Below are 24397 nucleotides of genomic sequence, written 5' to 3'. Positions count from 1 at the left end.
AATTGCCAATGGCATCTTTACGCGACATAGAAAACCGTATTAAATCGACGAAAAAGACAAGTCAGATTACGAAAGCCATGCAAATGGTCTCTGCTTCTAAATTGAGCCGTGCCGAGCTGAATGCGAAAGCGTTCATCCCGTACATGGAGAAAATTCAAGAAGTTGTAGGTTCAATCGCTGCTGGAACAAGTGACTTAAGTCATCCGATGATGATAAGTAGGCCCGTCAAAAAGACAGGTTATATCGTTATTACATCAGACCGTGGACTTGTAGGTGGTTACAACGCTAACATCCTGCGTATCGCAAAACGTGCGATTGAAACGCGCCACTCTTCTAAAGAAGAAGTGAGCATCATTTCAATCGGACAAAAAGGACACGACTTTTTCGAACGACTTGGTTTCAATATTGTTGAAAGTAAGATTGGTCTAACCGATCATCCTTCTTTCGATGAAGTAAAAGATATCGCGAAGCGTGCTGTTGGCATGTTCACAGAAGGCGAGTATGATGAAGTGTACTTGTATTACAACCACTTCGTCTCCGCCATCGCAAGTGAAGTGACGGAAAAGAAATTGCTTCCGCTCACTGACATCACATCGACTTCCGCTACAACTTCTTATGAGTTTGAGCCTTCAGGCGAAGCAATACTTGAAGTGCTTCTTCCGCAATACGCGGAAAGTCTTATTTACGGAGCTGTAATCGACGGAAAAGCGAGTGAACATGCTTCCAGTATGACAGCGATGAAAACTGCTACTGATAATGCAGCTGATTTAATAGATTCTTTAACACTTTCATTCAACCGTGCACGACAAGCTGCGATTACTCAAGAAATTACAGAGATCGTCGGCGGCGTCGCAGCTCTTGAATAAGATTAACTTGATTCAAGTTAAGCCTCCGGCGGATGTCAGGGATTTTGAAAGGAGTTAAGAGGAAGGCAGTCTAAGTTCGCGACGTCCTGTCGCAACGACTGCATGACCTACATCCTGTAGGCCTCAAGCACAATTCAAAATCCCGACGCAATTACGCCGAGGCGTAATTGATTATTACTGTACGGCAAAGAGTAAGACAGGAGGGAAAAAGTATGAATAAAGGACATGTTCTTCAGGTTATGGGCCCGGTTGTTGACGTTAAGTTTGCAGAAGGTCAGCTTCCAGCAATCTATAACGCATTGAAGGTTCAGATTGAACGTCCAAACGCTGAGCCTGAAACGTTGACACTTGAAGTCGCGCTTCACCTCGGGGATGATTCTGTACGTACAATCGCAATGTCATCAACAGATGGTCTGCAACGCGGAGCTATAGTTGACGATATGGGTTCTGCGATTACTGTCCCAGTTGGTGACATTACACTAGGACGCGTATTTAACGTACTTGGAGAAATAATCGACCTTGGTGAGGAAGTTCCTTCAACAGAACGTCGCGACCCAATTCACCGTTTAGCTCCAGTATTTGAAAACCTTTCAACTGAAGTTGAAATTCTTGAAACAGGTATTAAAGTCGTTGACTTACTTGCACCTTACATTAAAGGTGGTAAAATCGGCCTCTTCGGTGGTGCGGGTGTAGGGAAAACAGTTCTTATTCAAGAATTGATCAATAACATCGCTCAAGAACACGGTGGTATTTCCGTATTCGCAGGCGTTGGAGAACGTACACGTGAAGGTAATGACTTGTTCTACGAAATGACAGATTCCGGCGTTATCACGAAAACGGCAATGGTCTTCGGTCAAATGAACGAGCCACCTGGTGCGCGTATGCGTGTTGCACTAACTGGTCTTACAATGGCAGAATACTTCCGTGACGAACAAGGCGCGGACGTTCTTCTATTCATCGATAATATCTTCCGCTTTACACAAGCGGGTTCTGAAGTATCAGCACTACTTGGCCGTATGCCATCAGCAGTTGGTTACCAACCGACACTGGCAACGGAAATGGGTATGCTTCAGGAACGTATCACATCTACAAACCTTGGTTCAGTTACGTCTATCCAAGCAATCTATGTACCAGCGGATGACTACACTGACCCGGCTCCAGCAACGACGTTTGCTCACCTTGACGCAACGACGAACCTTGAGCGTAAACTTTCTGAAATGGGTATCTACCCAGCTGTGGATCCACTTGCATCGACTTCCCGCGCACTAAGCCCGGAAATCGTTGGTGAAGAGCATTACGCAGTTGCACGTCAAGTGCAGCAGACACTTCAGCGTTACCGTGAGCTCCAAGATATCATCGCTATCCTAGGTATGGATGAGCTTGGCGAAGAAGATAAGCAGTTGGTTGGACGCGCACGTCGTATCCAGAACTTCCTATCACAAAACTTCCACGTTGCTGAACAGTTTACAGGACAAAAAGGATCTTACGTACAAGTGGCTGAAACAATTAAGGGCTTCAGCGACATCCTTAAAGGTACGTACGACCATCTTCCAGAGGATGCATTCCGACTTGTCGGTCGCATCGAGGAAGTTATTGCAAAAGCGAAAAGTATGGGTGTAGAAGTTTAATTTAATTCAGCAGGATTCAAACCCCTTCTGAAATGAAATAAGGCCTCGGGTGGGTGTCACAGATTTTTAGAGGGATTTAAATAACAAGACCGATGAAAATTTGTACGCAATGTTCTACACGTCGAGGCGTATTTAATTAGAGGGGACCAGGAGGGAAAAAAATGAAGACAATTAAAGTCAATATCGTCACTCCCGACGGCCCTGTTGTTGAAACTGAAGCGAACATGATCATCGCAGTTACTGAAACAGGTGAAATTGGGATCCTTCCCGGCCATATCGCGATGGTTGCTCCGCTTAAAATCGGTGGGCTTCGCCTGCAGAAGGATGATTCGACTGAACATATTGCCGTTCATGGCGGTTTTATCGAAGTCCGTCCGGATGTTGTCACGGTTTTAGCACAAAGTGCAGAACTTGCTTCTTCTATCGATATCGCTCGTGCAAAAAAAGCGGCGGAACGCGCAGAAGAGACACTACGGGCAAAACAAGAAGGCCTAGATTACGAATTGGCGGACCTGGATTTAAAACGTGCCATCAACCGTATCGACGTCTACGAAACAAGATCAAAATGAGTTGTTGATCATGGCGGACAGGGGAAAAATTCTTCTGTCCGCCTTTTCAATACAGCCAAGATAGCTCTGTTTTACGATATTATTGAACAAAGGAGGTCTTCGTGTGGGTGACATAATCGCATTTCAACCACTGCTGGCCATCGTTTCACATACTGTTTTCATCGCTGTTTCATTTTTTGCGCTGCAGGTAATCATGCCGGAAAAAATTATTAAAAAAAACCGTGTCTTCCAAGCACAGTTATTGTTCATTTTACTCAGCATTGCAATCGGTTCGTCCGTATCAAATTTCTTTTTAGAGTTATCCTATTGGTCAGGAAAGCTCCCATTCATGTTCGGCTAACTACTTTTGATTAAACATACGTATAGTTTGTACTATGTTTTGGTGAGACGCATGTGGTCGCCGCGCATACGAAAAAAACTCAGCAGTTATCCAAAAGGGAAACCGCTGAAGCATGAAAAAACATCGTATTCGGGGCGATGACATGAAATTCATCATTTTGTGTTAATGTAAGGTTTGCTGTGACTAAATAAGGGGAACTTAAGTGACAGGTGGAAAGACTTTTTGACACAAAACGCCATAAGTGCACATATTATAAACTACGTGGCACTTAGTCAGAAAAATAGCCCGGACGCTACTTGTTTAATAAGCAGGGGCATTGTAGAATAGTATATGTTTTGAAGATGAATGTAAGGCGAAAAATATTATATATAACCATATTATGTTTGGCTACAACTTAGGAGTCGGAGGGACTTATTTTGGATAAAATTATTATCAACGGTGGACGTATGCTTAAAGGGAACGTCCGGGTAGAAGGCGCTAAAAATGCAGTTTTGCCAATACTTGCAGCTGCACTGCTCGCGTCAGACGGGATAAACGTAATCCGTGATGTACCAAATCTTTCGGACGTTGGAACAATAAACGAAGTGCTAAAAAGTTTGAATGCAAAAGTGGACTACATCCCTAAATTGGATGAAGTCATCATCGATTCTTCGGATACACTGTCAAGTGAAGCTCAGTTTGAATATGTACGGAAAATGCGTGCCTCAATTCTTGTTATGGGACCGCTTCTTGCACGTAATGGATTTGCACGTGTCGCTCTTCCGGGTGGCTGTGCAATCGGATCACGTCCAATTGACCAACATTTAAAAGGTTTTGAAGCAATGGGAGCAGAAATCACATTTGGCCACGGTCACGTTGAAGCGAAAGCGGAAAACGGTTTGAAAGGTGCCAAGATTTACCTTGACTTCCCAAGTGTCGGTGCAACTGAAAATATCATGACTGCAGCCGCATTAGCTACCGGAACAACAATTATAGAGAACTCGGCAAAGGAACCTGAAATTGTGGACCTTGCCAACTTTATCAATGAAATGGGCGGTAAAGTTGTTGGAGCCGGTACAGACACAATCCGAATTGAAGGTGTCAATAAACTATATGGTACGATACATCATATTATACCGGATCGTATCGAAACAGGTACTTTCATGGTAGCAGCTGCAATTACAGGCGGCGATGTTATCATTGAAAACGCTGTACCTGAACATAATGCTGCACTTATTTCGAAATTGGGTGAAATGGGCGTCGTCATTACGGAATTAGATGAAGGAGTCCGTGTCACTGCAAATCATCCGTTAAAATCAGTGGACTTGAAAACAATGCCGCATCCAGGTTTCCCGACAGATATGCAATCCCAAATGATGGCGCTTATGCTGACATCGACAGGTACTGGCATTCTGACTGAAACTGTGTTTGAAAATCGTTTCATGCACGTTGAAGAATTCCGCCGGATGAATGCTTCCGTCAAAATTGAAGGCAGATCAGTTATTATTACTGGACCGTCTGAACTTCAAGGCGCTGAAGTGGCAGCAACGGATCTTCGTGCAGCTGCAGCCCTCATTCTTGCAGGACTTGTAGCCGAAGGCGTGACTCGTGTTACCGAATTGTCGCATCTTGACCGCGGATATGTGAATTTCCATGGAAAACTTGCAGCACTTGGAGCGGATATCGTCCGCGTTTCACCGGAAACACAAACTGAAAAAACAACACAACTCGTTTAACCAAACTCCATAAATACTTGAAAAGGGCTGTAGGACTCATACTACGGCCTTTTTGGTGTTTAATTTTCCGCATCCAAAATACTGACAGTACTTGCTTTTGCTAGTGTACCCAAAAAAGCAGGAATAAAACCAAATTAGGTTCATATAATTAATCATGGACAAACTACTAACAGCATTATTCATCATACTCTTGTTTTTCATCCCTTTATTACTGAAGCAAACGCCGGAAGAAGTCAAGGAGGCCGAAGTGAAGGAAGTGGAGCTTTGCCCCGTAAACATCAGTGTTGCCGGTATGGACAAGCCAATTTCGCTTGAAGAGTATGTAGTAGGTGTCGTCGCGGCTGAAATGCCTGCTACGTTCCAAGAAGAGGCCTTGAAGGCACAAGCGATCGCAGCTCGTACATACGCGCTTCAGACAACGGCTAACGGCACAAAAACCATTGCAGCTGATGTTTCCGCACAAGTCTATTCAGCTGAAGCGAAACGAAAAGAAAGATGGGGGAAAGAATTCAAACGCAACGAAAGGAAAGTACGTGACGCAGTAAAAGCGACTGCGGGAGATATAATTGTTTATAATGATGAAATGATATCGGCCATGTTTTTTTCCACATCTAATGGTAAAACTGAAACAGCCCAAAATTTTAGCGGCAATGACATACCCTATTTACAAAGCGTGGAAAGTCCCGGGGAGGGGGACGTTGCGGCGGAAGTAAAACGAACAGCAAAACTGACGCTTACCGAATGGAATAAAGTGATGGGCGGTAAATGGGATGCTGACCGCTTCAGATCCCTTCAACTCATTCGGAATCCAACGGGACGTGTGCAGAAAGCAGTAACTTCAGGATTCGAGGCGACTGGCAGAGAAATGCGAGATTTGCTGGGACTAGCTTCAACGGATTTTGATATTGCATTTGACATGAACAATAAAATTGTCCATGTAACAACAACCGGATATGGCCATGGCGTTGGCATGAGCCAATATGGAGCGGAAGCATATGCGCAGAAAGGATGGACAGCTGAAAGTATTCTTTTACACTATTACACAGGCACTCAAATAAAAAAGTTCACATTACTTGATTCCAAATGTTTAAAAACTCCTTCACTTGCAAACAATAGCGAGTGAGGTGATGACAATGCGAGAAGAAAAACCGAAAGCCCCTTCTCAGAAGAACACAAGTGCAAAGACAAAAAGCTGGTTTTGGCCTGTAGTCTATTCGGGTATCGCAATCGTCTTCGTCGGCATGATCTGGGGTTATAATGCATTCATGAAAGATGATGCTCCAGGCATGGCAGACGTTGCGGGGAAGGACCCGAAAGACGGACTAGTAGTTGAAACCAACGCATCAAAGGAGCTGCTCAAATATCCATTTACTGAAGCACTTCTGGATGACGTAGCCATTCTGCAAGATTATTACGACGTAGATGCAGATGAAGCTATGCGTGAAAGCGCTATGCTCGTATTCGATCAGACATACGTGATGAATACAGGTGTAACGATTTCTGTACAAGGCAAGGAGTTCGAAGTTGTAGCTGCATTGAGCGGAAAGGTAGAAGATGTCGTGCTAGACCCATTTAAAGGTGATGAAATCATACTCTCTCATGCAGATGGGTTAAAAACAGTCTATCGATCTGTCTCAGGAATTCTCGTTAAAAAAGGTGATGAGGTAGAACAGGGTCAAGTGCTCGGTGCCGCAACAGAAAATGAATGGAACCATACAGCTGGTATCCACCTTCATTTCGAAGTACAACAGGACGGTGTAGCTGTCAACCCGCGCTCATATCTTGCATTTTAAAACAGCACCTTCCCAGCCATTTCCGAATCAATCCGGAGTGGCTTTTTCTTTTGATAAAAACAGATGTACCGTGTGCGAATTGATACTATCTCGAGTAGACTGACCGTAACTCCGCGTCAAGCGCTCGTATCACCATGCCACCGCTCGTATTCGTGAGCCAACCGCTCATAACACCACATGCCACCGCTCGTATTCGTGAGCCAACCGCTCATATCACCATGCCACCGCTCGTATCCATGAGTCAACCGCTCATATCACCATGCCACCGCTCGTATCCGCGAGCCAACCGCTCATATCACCATGCCATCGCTCGTATCCGCGAGCGAACCGCTCATAACTCCAGGCAATCGCTCATATCCTCACGCCACCGCTCGTATCTGCAAGCCAACTGCTGCATATCCCCGCGCCACCGCTCGTATCCGTGAGCCAACCGCTCATATCCGCAAGCCAACCGCTCATAACACCCCGCTACCGCCCATATCCGCGAGCGAACCGCTCATAACACCCCGCCACCGCCCGTATCCGCAAGCGAACCGCTCATAATTCCCCGCCAACGCTCATACCCTCAAATCAACCACCCATATCCAATCAATTCACCCTCTCAACCATTGCCCGCATATCGCGCCCATTAATCGCATAAGATAAAGGAAGATTCGGACCTGACACGAAAGGAAGAGGGCGTGCACGAGCAAATACGGAGGCGATGCGTGCGCCTCGGAAAAATGTTGCTGGAAACTGGACTTACAGTACGGGCGTTAGCAAAAGCGACAGGCTACTCAAAAAGCACAGTCCACAAAGACTTGACGGAACGCTTGCCCAACGTCGATGTGGCACTATCTGAAGAAGTCGCAAAAATACTTGCCTATCATAAGTCTGTCAGACATTTACGGGGCGGCGAGGCGACCAGAATTAAATGGATGAATGAGACGAAAAAAGTTGGAACCAGTTAGAAATAAAGGGCGGTTCGCAGACTCATTGCGATCCGTCTTTTATTGTTGACTAGACTCTTGAATACATAAGCAACTAGTAATATTCATGCATTGCGTCTAACTCAACATTGCTGTCGATTCATGTTAGAATATAAAGAGTTCTTTCAAAAAATGGTTCTAAAGTATATTCATTGGCGGCAAACTATGGTAAAATGGTTTGTTAGAAGCGTATACATACACGGGAATATCCGATGATGCAGGTGGAAGGGGAAACAGAAACAATGTTTGCAAAAGATATTGGGATTGACCTCGGTACGGCCAACGTCTTAATACACGTTAAAGGTAAAGGGATTGTTCTAAACGAGCCCTCAGTTGTAGCCATTGATAAACATACGAATAAAGTGCTTGCAGTCGGAGAAGAAGCAAGACAAATGGTTGGCAGGACGCCCGCTAATATCATTGCGATCAGACCTATGAAAGACGGGGTTATCGCTGACTTTGATGTAACGGAAGCGATGCTGACCCACTTCATCAATAAATTGGACGTTAAAGGTTTTTTATCAAAACCGAGAATTCTCATCTGCTGCCCGACAAATATAACGAGTGTAGAACAAAAAGCCATTCGACAAGCTGCTGAAAAATCAGGCGGCAAAAAAATCTATCTTGAAGAGGAACCGAAAGTTGCAGCAATCGGAGCTGGAATGGATATTTTCCAACCGAGCGGCAACATGGTTATCGATATCGGCGGAGGCACGACAGACGTCGCTGTCCTATCAATGGGAGATATCGTCACATCGCGCTCTATCACTGTAGCCGGGGATACTTTTGACAATGACATCACACAATATATTAAACATCATTATAAATTACTTATCGGAGAACGGACTGCGGAAAATATTAAATTCAATGTTGGTACGGTCTTCCCAGGCAGTCGTAAAGAACAAATAGATATAAGAGGTCGTGACATGGTTTCAGGACTTCCTCGTACAGTCACAATCCATTCGGATGAAATCGCTGTAGCACTGAAAGAATCAATCTATATGATTGTTCATGCAGCGAAAAATGTCTTGGAAAAAACGCCGCCTGAATTGTCGGCTGACATTATAGATCGCGGCGTATTTCTTACTGGCGGCGGTGCATTATTGCACGGCATCGACCAATTACTCGCCGATGAGTTGAAAGTTCCAGTGTTCATTTCAGATAATCCACTTGACTGCGTTGCAATCGGGACAGGCATCTTAATGGAAAATATCGACAAAATATCTAATCGCTAATAATCGCGACCAATATAATTTTTTAAGTAGCAGAAGGAGGCAGGCACATGTTCCGTGGATTTTACACAGTCGGATCAGGGATGATCGCGCAGCAACGCAAAACGGAAATGCTGGCGAACAATATGGCGAATGCCAATACGCCGGGCTTTAAGGCAGAGCAATCGGTAATTCGGTCATTTCCCGAAATGTATATGTCGAGCATTAATACAGCAAAAATTCCAACAGAAAACGGTTTCCAGATGAAGGGATTATCCCCAGTCGGTTCAGTTTCGACGGGTGTCTACATGCAGGAGACATTACCGTTATTTTCGCAAGGACAATTGCTGGAAACCGAGCTGACGACCGACGTGGCGCTGATTGACGGGCGTTTGCCGATTGATGCAGAAACAGGTATACAGGGTGCTGTCTTCTTCAGACTTGAAAATGAAGGCGGACGCGAACAATATACTAAAAACGGTAACTTCACACTTGATCCCAACGGATTTTTGACAAGTGCGGGCGGTGCATATGTGCTTGATAGCAATGGCCAGCGGATTGCCCTGCAAAACGATGATTTCCATATAACAGATGGCGGCGTAATCATGGAAGGGAATACGGCTGTTGCAACACTCGGTATTTCATTCGCACAGCGCCCTGACATGCTCCTAAAACAAGAAGACGGCATGTTCGTGACAGAAGGCGGAGAAAATCTTGCCGCGGCAAACGGCATGGCAGGCGTCTCTTACTCGATGCAACAAGGTTACCTTGAAGGCTCGAACGTCGATGGCGCACGTACGATGACGGATATGCTAACGGCATACCGTGCATTCGAGGCCAATCAAAAAATTCTCCAAGCATATGACCGCAGCATGGAGAAAGCAGTCACGGAAGTCGGACGTGTCAACTGATGACACGCCATTCGGAAGGAGTCGGGATGCATCATGATACGCACAATGACGACAGCAACAAATACACTTAACCAATTACAAGGAAAACTTGATATAATCGGGAATAACCTTGCGAACACTTCAACTCATGGCTATAAAGCGAGCGACGCCAAATTCTCGGAAATGTTATTCCAACAATTCAATAATGACAAAGCAGACACTGCACCGCGCCAATCACCATTAGGCATCCGCTATGGATCAGGAGCTATGCTTGGTCAAGCACAGATGAACTGGAAAGCCGGTTCGTTGCAAACGACAGGTCGGGAACTTGATTTTGCATTGACGACACCAAAACAGTATTTCAACGTCCTTATGCCAGATGGAGGCGGAGAGCAAACGGTTTATACACGTCAGGGGAATTTCTACGTTTCCCCAGTTGCTAACGGACAAGTGATGTTGGTGAACGGTGAGGGCTACCCAGTCGCAAACAGTGCAGGATTGCCAATCACGTTTTCCGATAATATCACAAATTATACGGTTAAACCGGGCGGGAATCTGCAACTGACAAATGCGGATGGGACGACACAGACAATCGAACTTGCCGTGACAGTGATGGAACGGCCAAATCTAATGCAGCGTCTTTCTTCAACGAACTTTGCTCTGCCTGCCAATTTAGCGGATCTTGGCGTCACACAACAACAGGTCTTAACGGAACTGCAAGGTGCTGCGCGTAGCGAAATTGGCTTAGAGGGTCAGGCGCTTGAAGGATCTAACGTCAACTCACAGAAAGAAATGACGGATCTCATTAATGTTCAACGTAATTACCAATTCAATGCGCGGACAGTGACACTTGCGGATCAGATGCTAGGCCTGATCAACGGCATTCGATAAAATTTTAGTAGTAAAATGTTTGCGCAGGCGCCTGAAGACTGGACAATTAGGGAGTACTGAAAATGACAGATGAAAAACGAAACGGCTTGAAACAGGATGAGCCTAAGAAAAGGGATAGCGCACCGCCTTTAATTCGATCTACTCGAAAAGAACGCGGGCGGCAAAATGGACCGGTAGAGGAAACTCCACCAAAGAAGCAATTTTGGGTCCAAATTCGCCTCCTTCCAATTTGGCTTCGTGTGATACTTGTCCTCTTGATTCTAGCCGGTGCAGCTTACCTCGGAGCGGTGATAGGCTACAGCAATATCGGAGATGGAGAACCGGGCGAAGTCTTCAAAAAAGAGACTTGGACACATATTATGGATATTATTAATGGAAAAGAGTCATAAAAAGGCTCTTTTGTTTTGTAATTTTAAAAATACATATTAAAATGACAGGAGGATGGCTATGCTAACAGCAGTACAGATACAGGCAATTTTGCCACACCGTTACCCGTTTCTTATGGTAGACCGGATTCTTGAGGTCGAAGAGGGAAAACGGGCAGTTGGCATAAAAAACGTGACAATTAACGAAGATTTCTTTAATGGACATTTCCCGGGATATCCGGTTATGCCAGGTGTTCTTATTGTGGAAGCGCTCGCACAAGTCGGCGCTGTCGCTTTGTTGCAAAAAGAAGAAAATAAAGGGCGACTAGGTTTTTTTGCGGGTATTGATAATTGCCGCTTTAAGCGACAAGTGACACCGGGTGATACGTTACGCCTTGAAGTGGAAATTATAAGATCTCGAGGAACGATAGTGAAGGCAAAGGCAGTTGCAACAGTTGACGGGGAAATCGCTTGCGAAACGGAAATTACATTAGCTCTTGGGCCTATTGTTTCAGAAAATGGAAACTAAATTTGCGAATGCCCTGAAATTTGGTTACAATGGTCATTACGGGTGCCATCAAAACGCACTTCTAAAGTGGGAGGTTACAAATCAGTATGTTTAAAGATCTTTCTCCAAATTTAAAAAGTAGTATTACGAGGTCGATTACACAAACCTTCGAACAATACATGAGCGATATTGAGTGGTCGGGCGAAAAATTCAGTATCGATGATTATATCGCCACATGGCGTGAATATATTACAGTTAAAGCGCTCTGGTATTCGAAAATTCCGGAAGACATGAAAACAAATCCGGAATTCCATGAAGACCTTGCACAGCGTATCAATGAAATCATCGCCCGCATCCTTAGCGAGCCGCCATCTGAAGAACAGATAGTGGAAATCCAGAGCATGCAGGAAAAGCTTGATACTCATTATGAATATCACTGTAAAGCCGAAGCGGTTTACGTCGAGACATTGCTTAAAAAGTATTTTGAATCGTAAAAAGTAAAATGGATAGTTCCCTCATTTCTGGCAAAGCTACGTAGTATCATACAACTTTGTGTGATAGACGGCTTGTGGAGAGGAGGGAATCTTTTCATGTTCAAAAAAGCGATGCCACTTGTTCTTATGTCGGGACTTGTCCTTACAGCTTGTGCAAACAACGATGCAGTACCAAAGAACAACGAAACTCCAATGGAAAAAGTGGAGGACGGAGCAAGAGACATAACGCCTGATGTGAACAATGGGCAAACAGGACCGAATATGGATGGTCTTGAGAACGACCGGGATATGAATGGCACCGGTGTCGATAACGGAGTCATTAATAACAACAACGGAGTACAAAACGATGTCATCGAAGACGATAACAACGCAATTCCGAACGAAGGCGTTATTAATGATGGAGACACGAACACGAATACACCAACTGGTACAACAAGAGACGAAAATCTTGACCAGAACAAAAAGAATGGAAACAACCGCTAACCGCAAGCCGTGCGGGAACCGCCTCGTAGTATTTGAGGCGGTTTTTTTATGATAAGAAATCTATAAGCTTTTTCTACTGGAGTTGGTATCTAGCCGCTCGGGTCCTGTCGCAACAAGGAGCAACCAAACTACAACCCTTCTTTTTGCGACAGGACGACACGGTCTTAGACAATCGTCAGTTATCCTTACCTGTCGTGTCTAGCGGGCGCCTTGCACTTTTCTAATTAAAAAACTGCCCGAGCTACAGGCAGTATGACGTCATTCTTCTATTTTTTCCTGATCTTTCTTCAAACGCGGACGTGAACGCATATCAGATTCGAACCGTTGTAACAGTTCATCCCCTTCAAATCCTTCGCCAATCAATTCTTGGAGTAACTGTTCGGCATACTGCGCACGTGCCCGTTTCAGTCGACCTTTTAATAAAACAGAGACATTTTCGCCAATCAGCTTGACCCCTTTGACAGCAACACGGAAAGCAGCCGGTTCATTCTCGGGATATGAAATAACGGCTTTCACTTCAAGTAACTCCTCATCCGCCATCCACTTCTCAAAGATAGCTTGATTTTTCTTATCGATGAACATCTCCAATATCCACATTCGATGGCTGTTCTCTTGGTTGATAATAATCCCGTCGATAAGCGGGAAATCCTGCACACGATTTTCAATCAATATTCCGAGAGACAACATTTTGAATGTTTTCATTGTCGTCCACTCCAATCTTTTTCTTTTTAGTATAACATAAGCATAAATTTCTAAAAGTTAATTAAAACATAGCAAAAATGAATTGTCAGCAAATCAGATTAATTCAGCTACGCCTCGAGGTTGCAAGGTTTTGGAAGAATAAACCCAATTATTGATCGTTTATATAGAGAATTTATAGCGAAATAATGACTGAAAATTGGAATATTCGTTGTTGCACGAATTAAAGCGAACCAAGTATGATGAAATCAATAAATGGGAGAGGAGGAAATCGATTGAACCAAGTTGCACTTGTGGGTCGTATCACGAAAGATCCGATTCTCAGGAAAATATCAGAAGGAAGGGTACAGACAAGTTTTGTTCTCGCTGTAAACCGTAACTTCAAAAATCAGAAAGGAGAAATGGAGACAGACTTTGTACTTTGTACAATGTGGGGGAAAGTAGCGGAGAATACTGCGAAACATTGCGGTAAAGGATCCCTCATCGGCGTGGGCGGTCGAATACAGTCTAGATCTTATGAACGACATGATAAGAGCCGTGTCTACGTCACCGAAGTGATAGGCGAAGACGTTCGCTTCATATTGACGAAAAGGCGAGCTGATGACAACTTATACAGTGAGCATGTTGTGAGTACGACACCGCCGGCAGCTGGAAATAGTGATGAAGAGCATTTCAATTTGCCTAACCGTGAAACGGAAGGTTTGCCGATATTTTGACCAGGCGCTGTGATACATAGCAAGCTGGGAAATAATCGGAATAAGGAGGAGTTATGCCGGGCAACAAACCGGAGCCGCAATGACAACTGAAAATGGATAGGTGATAAACAGAGTGCCATTAGGCGAACGCTGCCTAAGAGCCCTGCATGAGGAAAAGAAATGTCCGAATATATCAACAGATGGGGTTCTGCCTATATTCGTAAGAGTGAGAAGAAAACGCCACAACTACATGCTCAGGGACAATTGTGCGATGTGGCACATAAGGGAATGTAACATCGATATCCGATGGGGGTCGGATATTATATGCCTAAAAGAAAAAACGTTAATGGGGATTCCGGTTGTGCAAATTTTTTTGCCTACGGAATCCGCATAAACGGAATCTGGATTGAAAGGAGCGTGGAAAATGACTGCACATGATAAGGATGTGAAACGAATGGAATTGCAGATTGGACAACTAATCAGTATTGTTGCTAATCAGAACAAGCGTCTTAATCGGATTGAAGATATAGAAAGGAAGAGAAACTTCGGGAATGTGCATATCCTCCCATTTGCTGAACGAGGTTGAAAGGATTTCGATGATGGTAAGTGAAAAGACCCCAGTGCCACTGGCGGCTCTGGGGTCTTCCTTACATAGCTATCTATACAGTTAGGTATCGAATGATAATAAATCGTCTAGTTCCGTATCGGACAAGTCGGACAGCCACTGACTTGATTGGATAAGGTCTGCGGACAATGCTGCTTTCTCAACAAGCATCTTATCAATTTTTTCTTCTATCGTTCCAATCGTCACGAATTTATGGACATGAACGAATTTTGTTTGGCCAATACGGTACGCGCGGTCGGTCGCCTGATTTTCAACAGCAGGATTCCACCATCTATCCGCATGTAATACATGATTTGCACCCGTCAAGTTCAACCCGGTTCCCCCAGCTTTCAACGATAAGATGAAAATCGGGAATTCGCCTTCTTGGAAAGCCTCGACAAGCCGGTCACGCTGTCCTTTCGGCATACTGCCAGTCAAGAATGGAACATCGATTCCATGCAGCTCTGACAAGCACTGGCGAATGAGTTGCCCCATGCCAATGTATTGCGTGAAGATCAGGCATTGTTCTTTGTTCGAAGCGATTTCAGCTGCCATTGAAACAATCAAGTCCAATTTATTGGACCTGGACATCATCTGTTCGGCAGGAGCATTCGGCTCCTTCAGGAATAAGGATGGATGGTTACAAAGCTGTTTCAATCGACTAAGCATTTTTAGAATAAGCCCTTTCTTTTCAAAACCGGTGAGTGTCTGCAACTTGAATTTCGTTTCTTCAAGGAAACTTTCATACAAGGCGGCCTGTTCTGTCGTCAAAGGACAATATTCATTTTGCTCAAGTTTTTTAGGCAGATTGAGCTGTAAATCAGGATCACTTTTTGTTCTGCGCAAAAGGAAAGGACGAATTTTTGCCCGCAGTTTCCGTTTATCCGCTTCAGAATCATCCCGCTCAATTGGAATGATGTAGTTATCAGTGAACTTACGGAAACTGCCGAAATAACCTTTATGGATAAAGTCGAAAATTGCCCACAGTTCTGATAAACGGTTTTCAATAGGTGTACCAGTCAATGCAATATGATGCTTACCGCGAAGTTTCCGAATAACGCGAGACTGCTTTGTTTGCATGTTTTTGATGTTTTGAGCTTCATCAAGTGTAATGCTGGCAAACTCTGTTTCTGCCAACATTTCGCCATCTTGTGAAGCCGTGCCGTAAGTTGTAAGAACGACATCTGGTTTCAATTGAGCAATAAGTGTCTTAAAGTTTTCGTCTTTAGCTCGCTGCGGCCCGTAATGAGTATGAACTGAAAGAGTCGGAGCAAACCGTTCGATTTCTTTTTGCCAGTTGCCGAGTACACTTGTTGGGCAGACGATAAGTGATGGGGAATCTGTATCATGTCTCGCATGGATATTCAGTAAATAAGTGATGAGCTGAATTGTTTTCCCGAGTCCCATGTCATCCGCCAGGCACGCGCCAAAACTGTTATCACGCATGAAGGTAAGCCAGTTATAGCCGTCTTCCTGATATGGCCGAAGTTCTGCAAGTAAATCTTTTGAGATTCCCGCTGGAGGAAGTCCTTTTTTATCGGATAGCATTTCCATATAACCGCGTAGTGACTGCTGCATGGTGAAAGCAAATAGTGGGTCATCATTATCTTCGTCTTCTTCAAGAGGGACAATCTCTTCCGGCACATCTTGGAAGAGCAAATCTTTAACAGTCCACTCTCCGGCATCGGCACGATCCATCAAATCACGGATTTTTCGAAGCCACAGAGGATCGATATGAAACCATTCATCGCCGGATCGGATGTATTCACGGTTTTCATCAACAAGTTTACGGAACGTGTCGCGGTCAATCTCATTACCGGCAAGTGAGAAATTCCAATCGAAGGACAGTACTTCGTCTAAACCGGTAGCCGATTTATAGGATTGTATGCCTGCGTTTGTTCGAATTCGCATTTTCGATTCCGTCACCGATTTCAGCCATGCAGGCAGGATGACTGGGTAACCAAATGATTGCAACAGTGGAAGATCATCTTTGATGAATGTCCGAACTTCAGAATCTGACATTGGCGTGGACAAAAAGCTTTCGCTTGAAGCTAAATCTACAGAGCCAAGGAATGAAGTCATTTCGGATTGCTTTTTCATAATGTCATCTGCATAAGGCTTCCATTTGGCAGGAAGAGCATCTGCGGCTGGAGCATTCACTTTCCGGGCAGCCGGCGTCCAGTGTGCACCTCGTTCACTAATAATAACTGTTTCGAGAAGCCATTCCGTATCGGTTTCGACTTCTGGTTCAGTCAGACGGAAAGCGACATTGATTGGTATGGTAGAAACGGATTCGCCCGGCCAGCCATATGTCCGTAAATGAGGCAACAGTGAAGGAAGCAACTCAGGGTTGATCGCAGACGCGGCAAGTTTACTGCTGACCGCTTGACTGATAACAGTTGCGGCACCTTCTGAAATGCCTGCTTTACCGTCGTCAAAACGGATAGTAGTACCGTCGACTTCTGCATAATTCCATAAATTTGGGTCGGTCCAAGCAATAGTTGCTTCACGGATAGAAGCAAGCTGAATAGCGTCTTCCTCGGTTAGCCCTTCGAATGTAACGTAGGGATGTAAAACAGAAAAAACTTGTAGCAACTGGTCAGCCTGTAAGTAAGCCATTTCCTCATCGGTAGTGGCAAGAAGCCCGTACAGTGCCCGCTCATTGTTGAAAAACAGGAAGGAGACAAGTTCATCCGGAGCAACTTGGAGGCCCGATCCGTCTACTGCAACTATTGAAAATAAGCCTTCCTCCGTTAGGCGGATGCTCATCCGAAATAGGCGGTTCAATGTAAATGTTCCCGTCATAAGTTCAAATTCCCTTTCTCCATTTCTTCCATCAATGCGCGTAGTCTGCGGTTTTTTTCACGCACTGTATCAATATACTGATTCCAAAAGTCGACTTTGCCACTTTTCTTCGAACCAGTTTTCATTTGTTTAAATAGTTTTACCGCACGGCGGTAGCTATGTCGGTTCTTTTCTTTAATGAAACCCATCGCGAATGTATGGAGGAGAGGCAAAACGGCTGATGGGTCGGAAGTTAGTGCCACTCTTAAACCGCCTGCTTCAGCACCATCATAAGAAACACCATATCGATGCATCAGAGCCGCCCATTCATGGAAACGTTCCCGCTCAACAAGAAAGTCAGCGTAAACATCAACACCCGGCTCACCATATTGTACAAACATACTCTCGCGCAATTCTTCCGAGAAATCGGCGGCTTCGAATAAACCATCGATATTCCGCACGAACGCTGGACGAGATGAAAGTGAAACAGATTCATTTACGTATTCGCCAATGAACGGCAGCAAGGCATGCATAATAATCGCCAGTGCATCCGTCTCTTCATTGCTTTCCGCAAGCTGAGCCAGCGGTAACCATGTAGCAACAGTATCAGCTGAAACATGTTTAACGAGCTCCGTCAATTCATCATGTTCACTTTGAATTAAGTGGAAAAATGCAATGAAAACCCGTGCTTCCTCCGTGTCCTCATTGGCAAGAATTAATAGTTCAGCACCCCTGGCAGTTTTCGATGGAAATAAATGCTGCCAAAAGAGTCGGTAGACATGAAATCTTTCTTGGAAAAGACCTGAATTACCAAGCGCGAACGTCCGAACGAGATCTTTCACTCGCTCATGGAAAGCATCTGCTTCAAACAATTTCGGTTTTGCTCCGATTGCAGTGACATTGTCATTCAGTTTTCCAAGCTGTTCCGTCAGCCAGTTTTGCACATACCATTTTCCATAGAAAAAAGAAGTTGGTTCGCCGCCAAGATGGCCTTTTACATATGCCCATCCAGCATCCAGTACGTGTAAACGATAATAAAGTTCAAAAAGGGGTTTCCATTCATATTCAAAAGGAATAAGCGGAGTTGCTTTTTGATCGATTATAGAAGATTCATGGATGAATACGCCAGGGTTTTCTGCCATTCCAATGGTGCGAAGGGGCTTAGTTAAACGCATCAGGACATCAATCCATGCATCTGGAGTACGTTCGGAAATGGACAGCGCCATCTGCTGCGATTCAGTTTTGCGCCATTCATGGAGCCACTCGGTCAGAGAATGGTGCTGTGAGTAAAGGTGAAAAACAACTGCAATCCGGTGCGAGCACCAGCCAGCGTACCCGCATGTGCAAGTGGTATCCATTTTATTGAATGAAAGGCGTACATTTTCAGACTCTACGCCAAGGAGATTCGCTATCACGGCACTTTCAGATGGGTCATACCTGTAGGAATTGGTTGCCCCATTTCTGACAAGAGCCACAGCGCGTCTAACCTCCAGCGCATTGGCCTCTATCTCCGGCCGGAGGGCATGTTTGATGCCATTCATAAATTCATCTATTTCAGTTTCGTGCAAGTAGGATACACGTTCGACAGTCATGTTCATCGGACCACTCCCTAAGAAAAGCATTCCTTCTATTATACCGCTTTTCTCCAGTGAGCGGAAATGAAGTTATTCCATATCGTATTCTTTTGTGTGTTTATGTATCAAAGTTAAGAGCATATTCGTTAAAAAGATAAAAAAGGAGTGATGAATTGGAGAAATTAGTTCTATTCATACCTGATTTGGAGTCTCAGTTTTATAAAAAGAAAGAATTTCTGGAAAGCATAACACCATCATTATGCACGATTTCGACCCCCGCTAGACATATTAACTACGAATCTGTAGAACGTAAATTATATCTACGTTCAGTTACACTTAAAATGATGGAATTCCAGCTTGTGCTGCTCGACTTTAAGCGAAGTAAAATTACTTTTATACGAAAGAAAGATTCTCCCGGAGACTTAAATCGTACTATATCTGACTGGTTATCTTCACTGCAATTCAATTTTGAACCGAAAAAAATGTGGTTTGTACTTGAAAGACCCGAAAACAAATACACCTAGTAGCAACATACATAGATGACTCGCATACTATAATAATAATTTGATAAGAATGTTCACAGAACAGCCATAGTTGTGATAAACTATAATTAATCGGAATATTCTATATAGGAGGGGAGAAAGATGCTATCAGTTCAACGGATGACACCATTTTTCACGACTCAAGAGGATTTTCAACTCCGTTTGGTGTTTGCTTATCAGTATTTCTCCATCATTAAAGGCGGGGATGTTTTTCAATTCATCCCATCAGAAGGAAAAGAAATTGTCATTAATACAAAGAGTTTACAAGTTGAAAATCTCGGAGAAGTATTTGTCTTCCAGCGGGGGAGCCGATTTATTCGATTACCACTATACCAATTGCTTCTAATCTCGGATCTCCACATCCATTTAACCACTATTCTCGAAGGAACAATGGGGCTGGAAACAAAAGTAGAGACTTCGGAAATTGTAACGCTGGAAGCGATTAGCATTATTGAACAACTGGAGGCCGAAAACAAATTACGCATGATTGATTATGCACTCGAGACAGATAACATACACATGTTCAACGAACTGACGGAAGGACTGCAGGAAAATTGAATAGAGAAACTTGAAAAACACCTGTCGTTAGCAGTTAACGGTAGGTGTATTTTTATTGCAGTTTTTTGCCCAGATCAGCCTGTGATAAAGTAGAGCGCCACAACAAAAAAAGTGGAACCTGTCAAACCAAATAGAAAGTCTTGCCACGTTAACACAGATTTTTCTTCTTTATTCATAGTAATCTGCCCCTTTGTCGATTTCCCGGGAAATAAGCGGGAATTTATTTCCCTTATGAATCGGTCATTTTTAATAAGGATGGACAATAAGACCGCTTTTTAAACCCGTATTATACGTTTCTATTGTTTCTTATTAGGAAATTCGGAAAATAGTTCGTTGCTTCCTGCCCCTCAAACATTGCAAATCTCTCAGTTTTTGCTAAAGTAATGATAGAGGTTAAGATGACTTTATCAAATTCAGCAATAGTTAGCAGAAAGGGATTACCGTTATGTTTTTTGACTTTAAATTTTGGCGCTTCTTGACGAATCCGCATCAGTTGGCGGACCAACTTGAAAATTCTTCGATGCGCGGCTTCAAAAAGCGTATCTTATTCGTATCTCTTTTAGGTGTTCTCCTATTCGCCATTCGCGATATATGGGGAATGAATACAGAGTCAATCACGGCCCTGCTTTCGACGATGACAACAACGGATTATACAATTGCCCGCTATGTATCATTGGTCAGTTCGCTCTTATGGTCACTTATTTATATGGCATTTCATTTCTTTGGTTTTGCATATATACTAAGCCTTTTGACAGCAATCCCTTTTAAAAAGTTGCTGCCATTGCAACTACTTGTGACAGGTATTCTATTGCTTGAAAAAACAGTTGTCCTTCTCGTCTTTATGATGAAAGGTGCAACAACAAGTGTGTCATTCCTATCATTTGGCCCGCTTGCAATGACATTTCTTGATTCCTGGTACATAATCTTGTTCCTCAATCAATTGACAGTGACAACTGTACTTATCATTGCACTTCAATCGCGGTTTATCAGAACATTTACTGGCAATACCGAACGAAAAGGACTTATCTGGATACTTATAGGAATCCACGTAGCAATGGCGCTCATTGTAGCCGCTGTCGGATTCATTCCACTGGAAAGCTTGTTCCATTCCTTTGTAGAAGGGGGTACCGGCAATGAATAAAGTGATGAACATTGCTGTCGCCATCGCAATCAGCACATTCCTTGCAGTAAATTTCTATCTGCTTTTCTCCGATAAAAGTGTCATTACAAAATCAGTATATGTTGAACGCTACGAGCGTATGACAAGCAGTGATCAACAGCAAGAACTTGCAAAAGAAGGTTTAATAGCACCAGAAGAAACCTATACCATTTATGTAGGAAATGACGATACGGTAGATTCATGGCTAGTTAAAGAAGGCGACCTTGTTACTGTCGGGGACGAAATCGCCATTTTACAAACGGAACGTGCAGATGGACAGCGCGCGGTATGGGAAGCTGAACTTGACGCACTTCACCAACAGACATCTGCCGTTCAAAGCATGATAGCAGGTCTCGAATCCGAACGCGAAAAAGCAAAGTCGGATAGTTCTTCAAATGTAAATCGTAAAGATGGAGTATCGAAAAATGAAGACTCAGATGTAGAAGTGGGGCTGAATGTCGATGTCCAGGTAGATGTGAAGCAGGATGGATCATTTGCCCAGGCCATCGCCGCAGCTGAACAGGATCTTGCAGAAGTCGAACGTCAACTAACAGTTGTGGAAGCACAATTGGCGCAAGACCCGGGAAGACCCGCCCTTGTCAGTCCGGTCGATGGTGTGGTTTCGAAAGTAACTCGGACCGGCTCACAATTGTCGGTAGATATTTTTAGTTCTCAGAAGGTAATTGTCACTTATGCGAAAAATGATGAATGGCAACAAATTGAAAGTGGCGATGTTGTCTTAATCCAAGGGGATGGCATTGAAAATGCAGTGGAAGGAACTGTCCTTTCAGTTTCCCAAGCACCTGCTTCAAATGGTAATAGTTGGCTGAATGCATATAAAGCACTCGACGACGATACCGTAAAGAATCCACTTTCCTATTATGAAGTCCGGATTTTGACAGATACAGCCGTACAATCGGTACCATACGGAACGAATGTCAATGCAGTCGTGATTGTCAATGAAGCACAGGATGCCATTTCAGTAAAAGAAAAGTGGCTCCATGATTTATACAAAGAAAATGCATATGTGTGGAAGATTGATGATACAGGACGTGCAACGAAAGTGGATGTCGCAACACCATTCACTTGGAAAAAACGGGCAGTCGTGACACAAGGTCTCCAGCTCGGTGATGTAGTTGTCTATGAACCTGCACTTCAGACATATGCATATGCCCCAAGAGTTTTAATGTCTATACCCACAGAATTTCCTTCAAAGGCACAATGGAGAGCCTTTGGCTGGAGAAATTACGTGAAATATATATTTATAAGGTAACGGAAGAACCCCGCATTTGCGGGGTTTTTGACGTTTTAGCAATCAATCATTACCAAACTGTAATAGAAAAAAAGCAATTGAAAGGTTTCAGGAAAAATAGAAAGGGTATTTTCTATACTAGCTAGCCAAACAGCTTATTGAAAAATACTAGGAGGCGATATGAAATGGTGACTAGACATGTAGTTGGCTATTATGATACCGAAACTGAAGCAATCGCGGCAATTGAAGATTTAAAAAGACAAGGATATGTGTCAGACGACATATCAGTCATGAGTAAACATACAGAAAATGTGGATGCTATCGCAGATGAAACTGGAACGCACGCAGCAGATGGTGCTGCAACCGGAGCAGCAACTGGCGGAATCCTCGGCGGACTCGGCGGCGTGCTCGCTGGAATCGGTGCACTCGCAATTCCAGGAATTGGACCTATCATCGCAGCCGGCCCAATCGTAGCAGGTATTACTGGCGCAGCAGCCGGAGCGGGAGTCGGCGGCCTTGCCGGAGCACTGATCGGCATGGGCATCCCCGAAGAAGAAGCGAATCGCTACAACGATTATTTCAACGAAGGAAAAATCCTTGTCCTCGTTGACGGCGACTATAAACGTCCCGCTGATCAATTTCCTCCAATCATCTAAAACTTTATAACAGTCAAAAGCCACCCGAATTCAATCGGGTGGCTTTTGTTTGTTGTTTGGAGGTTTATGAGAGTAGGAAGGGCGATTTTATGATCGGTCGCGCGGGGGATATGATCGGTTGTCCTGCGGATATGCTCGGTCGCGTGGAAGATAGGGGCGGTCTAGCAATGGATACGCTCGGTTAACCCAGTTATATAGTCGGTCAATCATGATATATGAGCGGTCCCCCGCTTGAAAGCACACCCGCATATCAACTCTACTCAATTGGCTTCAATCCGCTTTTGGCTGGCCAAAAGCTACCTTCTAATTAAATTTACGATCGGTCGCACGGGAGATATGATCGGTTGTCCCGCGGATATGGTCGGTCGCGTGGAAGATAGGAGCGGTCTAGCAATGGATACGCTCGGTTAATCCAGTTATATAGTCGGTCAATCAGGATATATGAGCGGTCCTCCGGTTAAAAGTGCATTTGCATATCAACTCTACTCAATTGGCTTCAATCCGCTTTTGGCTGGCCAAAAGCTACCTTCTAATTAATTTTATGATCGGTCGCGCGGGAGATATGATCGGTTGTCCCGCGGATATGGTCGGTTGCGTGGAAGATAGGAGCGGTCTAGCAATGGATATGCTCGGTTAACCCAGTTATATAGTCGATCAATCATGATATATGAGCGGTCCTCCGGTTAAAAGTGCATTTGCATATCAACTCTATTCAATTGGCTTCAATCCGCTTTTGGCTGGCCAAAAGCATCCTTCTAATTAAATTTATGATCGGTCGCGCGGGGGATATGATCGGTTGTCCCGCGGATATGGTCGGTCGCGTGGAAGATAGGGGCGGTCTAGCAATGGATACGCTCGGTTAATCCAGTTATATGGTCGGTCAATCATGATATATGAGCGGTCCCCCGCTTTAAAATACACCTACATATCAATCTGCTTTTGGCTGGCCAAAAGCATCCCTCCACCCTGGGACGAATTATGTCCCCTTCTAGGGAAAACATTCGAACCACGGAAAATTGTGCACTAGGGCCATTGAACCATTTCCATCATTATCCACAAACCATCTGGACTACTATTCTACAATTCTCGCGGAGTCCCTTAGAACGATTTTGTAAATATTGCAAGATTTATACTAAAATGCGCGTTTTGTATC

Annotated in this window: 28 protein-coding genes; 25 read left to right on the top strand and 3 right to left on the bottom strand. The window is 44.1% G+C overall.

The features are described 5' to 3' along the window. Positions 1-8: 8 nt before the first annotated feature. From atpG to MKZ11_RS01170, 15 genes are all read left to right on the top strand, one after another. Positions 9-866: an ATP synthase F1 subunit gamma gene (atpG, locus tag MKZ11_RS01240; RefSeq protein WP_340792253.1), complete on the top strand. Its 858-nt coding sequence runs from the start codon at positions 9-11 to the stop codon at positions 864-866. Between the two features lie 212 nt (positions 867-1078). Further along, complete coding sequence (gene atpD / locus MKZ11_RS01235; RefSeq protein WP_340792252.1) at positions 1079-2494, top strand: F0F1 ATP synthase subunit beta; 1416 nt, start codon at positions 1079-1081, stop codon at positions 2492-2494. 161 nt (positions 2495-2655) lie between these two features. Next, the gene (locus tag MKZ11_RS01230; RefSeq protein ID WP_340792251.1) at positions 2656-3063 is read left to right on the top strand and encodes a F0F1 ATP synthase subunit epsilon; all 408 of its coding nucleotides are present in this window, start codon (positions 2656-2658) and stop codon (positions 3061-3063) included. Between the two features lie 103 nt (positions 3064-3166). Beyond that, positions 3167-3403: a DUF1146 family protein gene (locus MKZ11_RS01225; RefSeq protein WP_340792250.1), complete on the top strand. Its 237-nt coding sequence runs from the start codon at positions 3167-3169 to the stop codon at positions 3401-3403. 416 nt (positions 3404-3819) lie between these two features. Continuing rightward, positions 3820-5118: a UDP-N-acetylglucosamine 1-carboxyvinyltransferase gene (gene murA, locus MKZ11_RS01220; protein WP_340792249.1), complete on the top strand. Its 1299-nt coding sequence runs from the start codon at positions 3820-3822 to the stop codon at positions 5116-5118. 154 nt (positions 5119-5272) lie between these two features. Further along, positions 5273-6241: a stage II sporulation protein D gene (gene spoIID, locus MKZ11_RS01215; protein ID WP_340792248.1), complete on the top strand. Its 969-nt coding sequence runs from the start codon at positions 5273-5275 to the stop codon at positions 6239-6241. A 10-nt stretch (positions 6242-6251) separates the two neighbouring features. Next, entirely contained in the window at positions 6252-6911 is a 660-nt protein-coding gene (locus MKZ11_RS01210) for a M23 family metallopeptidase (RefSeq protein WP_340792247.1), read from the top strand. A 680-nt stretch (positions 6912-7591) separates the two neighbouring features. Further along, the gene (locus tag MKZ11_RS01205; protein ID WP_340792246.1) at positions 7592-7861 is read left to right on the top strand and encodes a sporulation transcriptional regulator SpoIIID; all 270 of its coding nucleotides are present in this window, start codon (positions 7592-7594) and stop codon (positions 7859-7861) included. Between the two features lie 260 nt (positions 7862-8121). Further along, positions 8122-9114 (top strand): rod shape-determining protein, encoded by a 993-nt coding sequence (locus MKZ11_RS01200; protein WP_340796878.1) that lies wholly within the window; start codon positions 8122-8124, stop codon positions 9112-9114. Between the two features lie 47 nt (positions 9115-9161). Continuing rightward, entirely contained in the window at positions 9162-10001 is an 840-nt protein-coding gene (locus MKZ11_RS01195) for a flagellar hook-basal body protein (RefSeq protein WP_340792245.1), read from the top strand. 33 nt (positions 10002-10034) lie between these two features. Beyond that, a complete protein-coding gene (locus MKZ11_RS01190) occupies positions 10035-10871 on the top strand; it encodes a flagellar hook-basal body protein (protein ID WP_340792244.1) in 837 nt (278 codons plus the stop codon). A 62-nt stretch (positions 10872-10933) separates the two neighbouring features. Next, positions 10934-11260 (top strand): DNA-directed RNA polymerase subunit beta, encoded by a 327-nt coding sequence (locus MKZ11_RS01185; RefSeq protein ID WP_340792243.1) that lies wholly within the window; start codon positions 10934-10936, stop codon positions 11258-11260. 58 nt (positions 11261-11318) lie between these two features. Continuing rightward, positions 11319-11765, top strand: coding sequence for a 3-hydroxyacyl-ACP dehydratase FabZ (fabZ, locus tag MKZ11_RS01180; protein ID WP_340792242.1), 447 nt, complete (start codon positions 11319-11321; stop codon positions 11763-11765). Between the two features lie 86 nt (positions 11766-11851). Beyond that, positions 11852-12238 carry a hypothetical protein gene (locus tag MKZ11_RS01175; RefSeq protein WP_340792241.1) on the top strand — a complete coding sequence of 129 codons (387 nt, stop codon included), beginning with the start codon at positions 11852-11854 and terminating at the stop codon, positions 12236-12238. 96 nt (positions 12239-12334) lie between these two features. Continuing rightward, positions 12335-12721, top strand: a complete 387-nt coding sequence (locus MKZ11_RS01170; RefSeq protein ID WP_340792240.1) for a hypothetical protein — start codon at positions 12335-12337, stop codon at positions 12719-12721. 258 nt (positions 12722-12979) lie between these two features. On the opposite strand, the gene MKZ11_RS01165 is transcribed toward MKZ11_RS01170, so the two are convergent. Beyond that, the gene (locus MKZ11_RS01165) at positions 12980-13423 is read right to left on the bottom strand and encodes a YwpF family protein (RefSeq protein ID WP_340792239.1); all 444 of its coding nucleotides are present in this window, start codon (positions 13421-13423) and stop codon (positions 12980-12982) included. A 272-nt stretch (positions 13424-13695) separates the two neighbouring features. Between MKZ11_RS01165 and MKZ11_RS01160 the strand changes: the two genes are divergently transcribed. Next, entirely contained in the window at positions 13696-14136 is a 441-nt protein-coding gene (locus MKZ11_RS01160; RefSeq protein WP_340792238.1) for a single-stranded DNA-binding protein, read from the top strand. A gap of 403 nt (positions 14137-14539) precedes the next feature. Continuing rightward, positions 14540-14701: a hypothetical protein gene (locus MKZ11_RS01155; protein ID WP_340792237.1), complete on the top strand. Its 162-nt coding sequence runs from the start codon at positions 14540-14542 to the stop codon at positions 14699-14701. Positions 14702-14782: 81 nt separating this feature from the next. Here MKZ11_RS01155 and MKZ11_RS01150 read toward each other — a convergent pair whose 3' ends face one another. After that, complete coding sequence (locus tag MKZ11_RS01150; RefSeq protein ID WP_340792236.1) at positions 14783-17524, bottom strand: DEAD/DEAH box helicase; 2742 nt, start codon at positions 17522-17524, stop codon at positions 14783-14785. Further along, entirely contained in the window at positions 17521-19101 is a 1581-nt protein-coding gene (locus tag MKZ11_RS01145; RefSeq protein WP_340792235.1) for an SWIM zinc finger family protein, read from the bottom strand. The genes MKZ11_RS01150 and MKZ11_RS01145 overlap by 4 nt, the downstream gene beginning before the upstream one ends. Before the next feature lie 149 nt (positions 19102-19250). On the opposite strand from MKZ11_RS01145, the gene MKZ11_RS01140 reads away from it, so the two are divergent. The 8 genes from MKZ11_RS01140 to MKZ11_RS01105 all read left to right on the top strand — a co-directional run bounded on the left by MKZ11_RS01140 (position 19251) and on the right by MKZ11_RS01105 (position 24107). After that, entirely contained in the window at positions 19251-19601 is a 351-nt protein-coding gene (locus MKZ11_RS01140) for a hypothetical protein (RefSeq protein WP_340792234.1), read from the top strand. 120 nt (positions 19602-19721) lie between these two features. Next, positions 19722-20177, top strand: coding sequence for a transcriptional regulator (locus tag MKZ11_RS01135; RefSeq protein WP_340792233.1), 456 nt, complete (start codon positions 19722-19724; stop codon positions 20175-20177). 445 nt (positions 20178-20622) lie between these two features. Further along, positions 20623-21318 (top strand): hypothetical protein, encoded by a 696-nt coding sequence (locus MKZ11_RS01130; protein WP_340792232.1) that lies wholly within the window; start codon positions 20623-20625, stop codon positions 21316-21318. Next, positions 21311-22609, top strand: coding sequence for an efflux RND transporter periplasmic adaptor subunit (locus MKZ11_RS01125; RefSeq protein ID WP_340792231.1), 1299 nt, complete (start codon positions 21311-21313; stop codon positions 22607-22609). The genes MKZ11_RS01130 and MKZ11_RS01125 overlap by 8 nt, the downstream gene beginning before the upstream one ends. Before the next feature lie 164 nt (positions 22610-22773). Continuing rightward, the gene (locus MKZ11_RS01120; protein ID WP_340792230.1) at positions 22774-23244 is read left to right on the top strand and encodes a general stress protein; all 471 of its coding nucleotides are present in this window, start codon (positions 22774-22776) and stop codon (positions 23242-23244) included. A gap of 231 nt (positions 23245-23475) precedes the next feature. Then, positions 23476-23655, top strand: coding sequence for a hypothetical protein (locus MKZ11_RS01115; RefSeq protein ID WP_340792229.1), 180 nt, complete (start codon positions 23476-23478; stop codon positions 23653-23655). 52 nt (positions 23656-23707) lie between these two features. Next, entirely contained in the window at positions 23708-23881 is a 174-nt protein-coding gene (locus MKZ11_RS01110; protein ID WP_340792228.1) for a hypothetical protein, read from the top strand. A 52-nt stretch (positions 23882-23933) separates the two neighbouring features. Then, the gene (locus MKZ11_RS01105) at positions 23934-24107 is read left to right on the top strand and encodes a hypothetical protein (protein ID WP_340792227.1); all 174 of its coding nucleotides are present in this window, start codon (positions 23934-23936) and stop codon (positions 24105-24107) included. Positions 24108-24397 lie beyond the last annotated feature (290 nt).

The organism is Sporosarcina sp. FSL K6-1508 (assembly GCF_038007465.1).
Taxonomy (GTDB): domain Bacteria; phylum Bacillota; class Bacilli; order Bacillales_A; family Planococcaceae; genus Sporosarcina; species Sporosarcina psychrophila_B.
This window is presented reverse-complemented; position numbering and strand designations above follow the sequence as displayed.

What these genes read in the sequence shown, in the direction of transcription:
- MKZ11_RS01175 (WP_340792241.1), top strand. Translation starts at nt 11,852, where the DNA reads ATGTTTAAAGATCTTTCTCCAAATTTAAAAAGTAGTATTACGAGGTCG.
- MKZ11_RS01195 (WP_340792245.1), top strand. Translation starts at nt 9,162, where the DNA reads ATGTTCCGTGGATTTTACACAGTCGGATCAGGGATGATCGCGCAGCAA.
- atpG (WP_340792253.1), top strand. Translation starts at nt 9, where the DNA reads ATGGCATCTTTACGCGACATAGAAAACCGTATTAAATCGACGAAAAAG.
- MKZ11_RS01120 (WP_340792230.1), top strand. Translation starts at nt 22,774, where the DNA reads ATGGTGACTAGACATGTAGTTGGCTATTATGATACCGAAACTGAAGCA.
- MKZ11_RS01150 (WP_340792236.1), bottom strand. Translation starts at nt 17,524, where the DNA reads ATGACGGGAACATTTACATTGAACCGCCTATTTCGGATGAGCATCCGC.
- MKZ11_RS01230 (WP_340792251.1), top strand. Translation starts at nt 2,656, where the DNA reads ATGAAGACAATTAAAGTCAATATCGTCACTCCCGACGGCCCTGTTGTT.
- MKZ11_RS01155 (WP_340792237.1), top strand. Translation starts at nt 14,540, where the DNA reads ATGACTGCACATGATAAGGATGTGAAACGAATGGAATTGCAGATTGGA.
- fabZ (WP_340792242.1), top strand. Translation starts at nt 11,319, where the DNA reads ATGCTAACAGCAGTACAGATACAGGCAATTTTGCCACACCGTTACCCG.
- MKZ11_RS01145 (WP_340792235.1), bottom strand. Translation starts at nt 19,101, where the DNA reads ATGAACATGACTGTCGAACGTGTATCCTACTTGCACGAAACTGAAATA.
- MKZ11_RS01185 (WP_340792243.1), top strand. Translation starts at nt 10,934, where the DNA reads ATGACAGATGAAAAACGAAACGGCTTGAAACAGGATGAGCCTAAGAAA.
- atpD (WP_340792252.1), top strand. Translation starts at nt 1,079, where the DNA reads ATGAATAAAGGACATGTTCTTCAGGTTATGGGCCCGGTTGTTGACGTT.
- MKZ11_RS01200 (WP_340796878.1), top strand. Translation starts at nt 8,122, where the DNA reads ATGTTTGCAAAAGATATTGGGATTGACCTCGGTACGGCCAACGTCTTA.
- spoIID (WP_340792248.1), top strand. Translation starts at nt 5,273, where the DNA reads ATGGACAAACTACTAACAGCATTATTCATCATACTCTTGTTTTTCATC.
- MKZ11_RS01210 (WP_340792247.1), top strand. Translation starts at nt 6,252, where the DNA reads ATGCGAGAAGAAAAACCGAAAGCCCCTTCTCAGAAGAACACAAGTGCA.
- MKZ11_RS01170 (WP_340792240.1), top strand. Translation starts at nt 12,335, where the DNA reads ATGTTCAAAAAAGCGATGCCACTTGTTCTTATGTCGGGACTTGTCCTT.
- MKZ11_RS01125 (WP_340792231.1), top strand. Translation starts at nt 21,311, where the DNA reads ATGAATAAAGTGATGAACATTGCTGTCGCCATCGCAATCAGCACATTC.
- MKZ11_RS01135 (WP_340792233.1), top strand. Translation starts at nt 19,722, where the DNA reads ATGCTATCAGTTCAACGGATGACACCATTTTTCACGACTCAAGAGGAT.
- MKZ11_RS01165 (WP_340792239.1), bottom strand. Translation starts at nt 13,423, where the DNA reads ATGAAAACATTCAAAATGTTGTCTCTCGGAATATTGATTGAAAATCGT.
- MKZ11_RS01130 (WP_340792232.1), top strand. Translation starts at nt 20,623, where the DNA reads ATGTTTTTTGACTTTAAATTTTGGCGCTTCTTGACGAATCCGCATCAG.
- MKZ11_RS01190 (WP_340792244.1), top strand. Translation starts at nt 10,035, where the DNA reads ATGATACGCACAATGACGACAGCAACAAATACACTTAACCAATTACAA.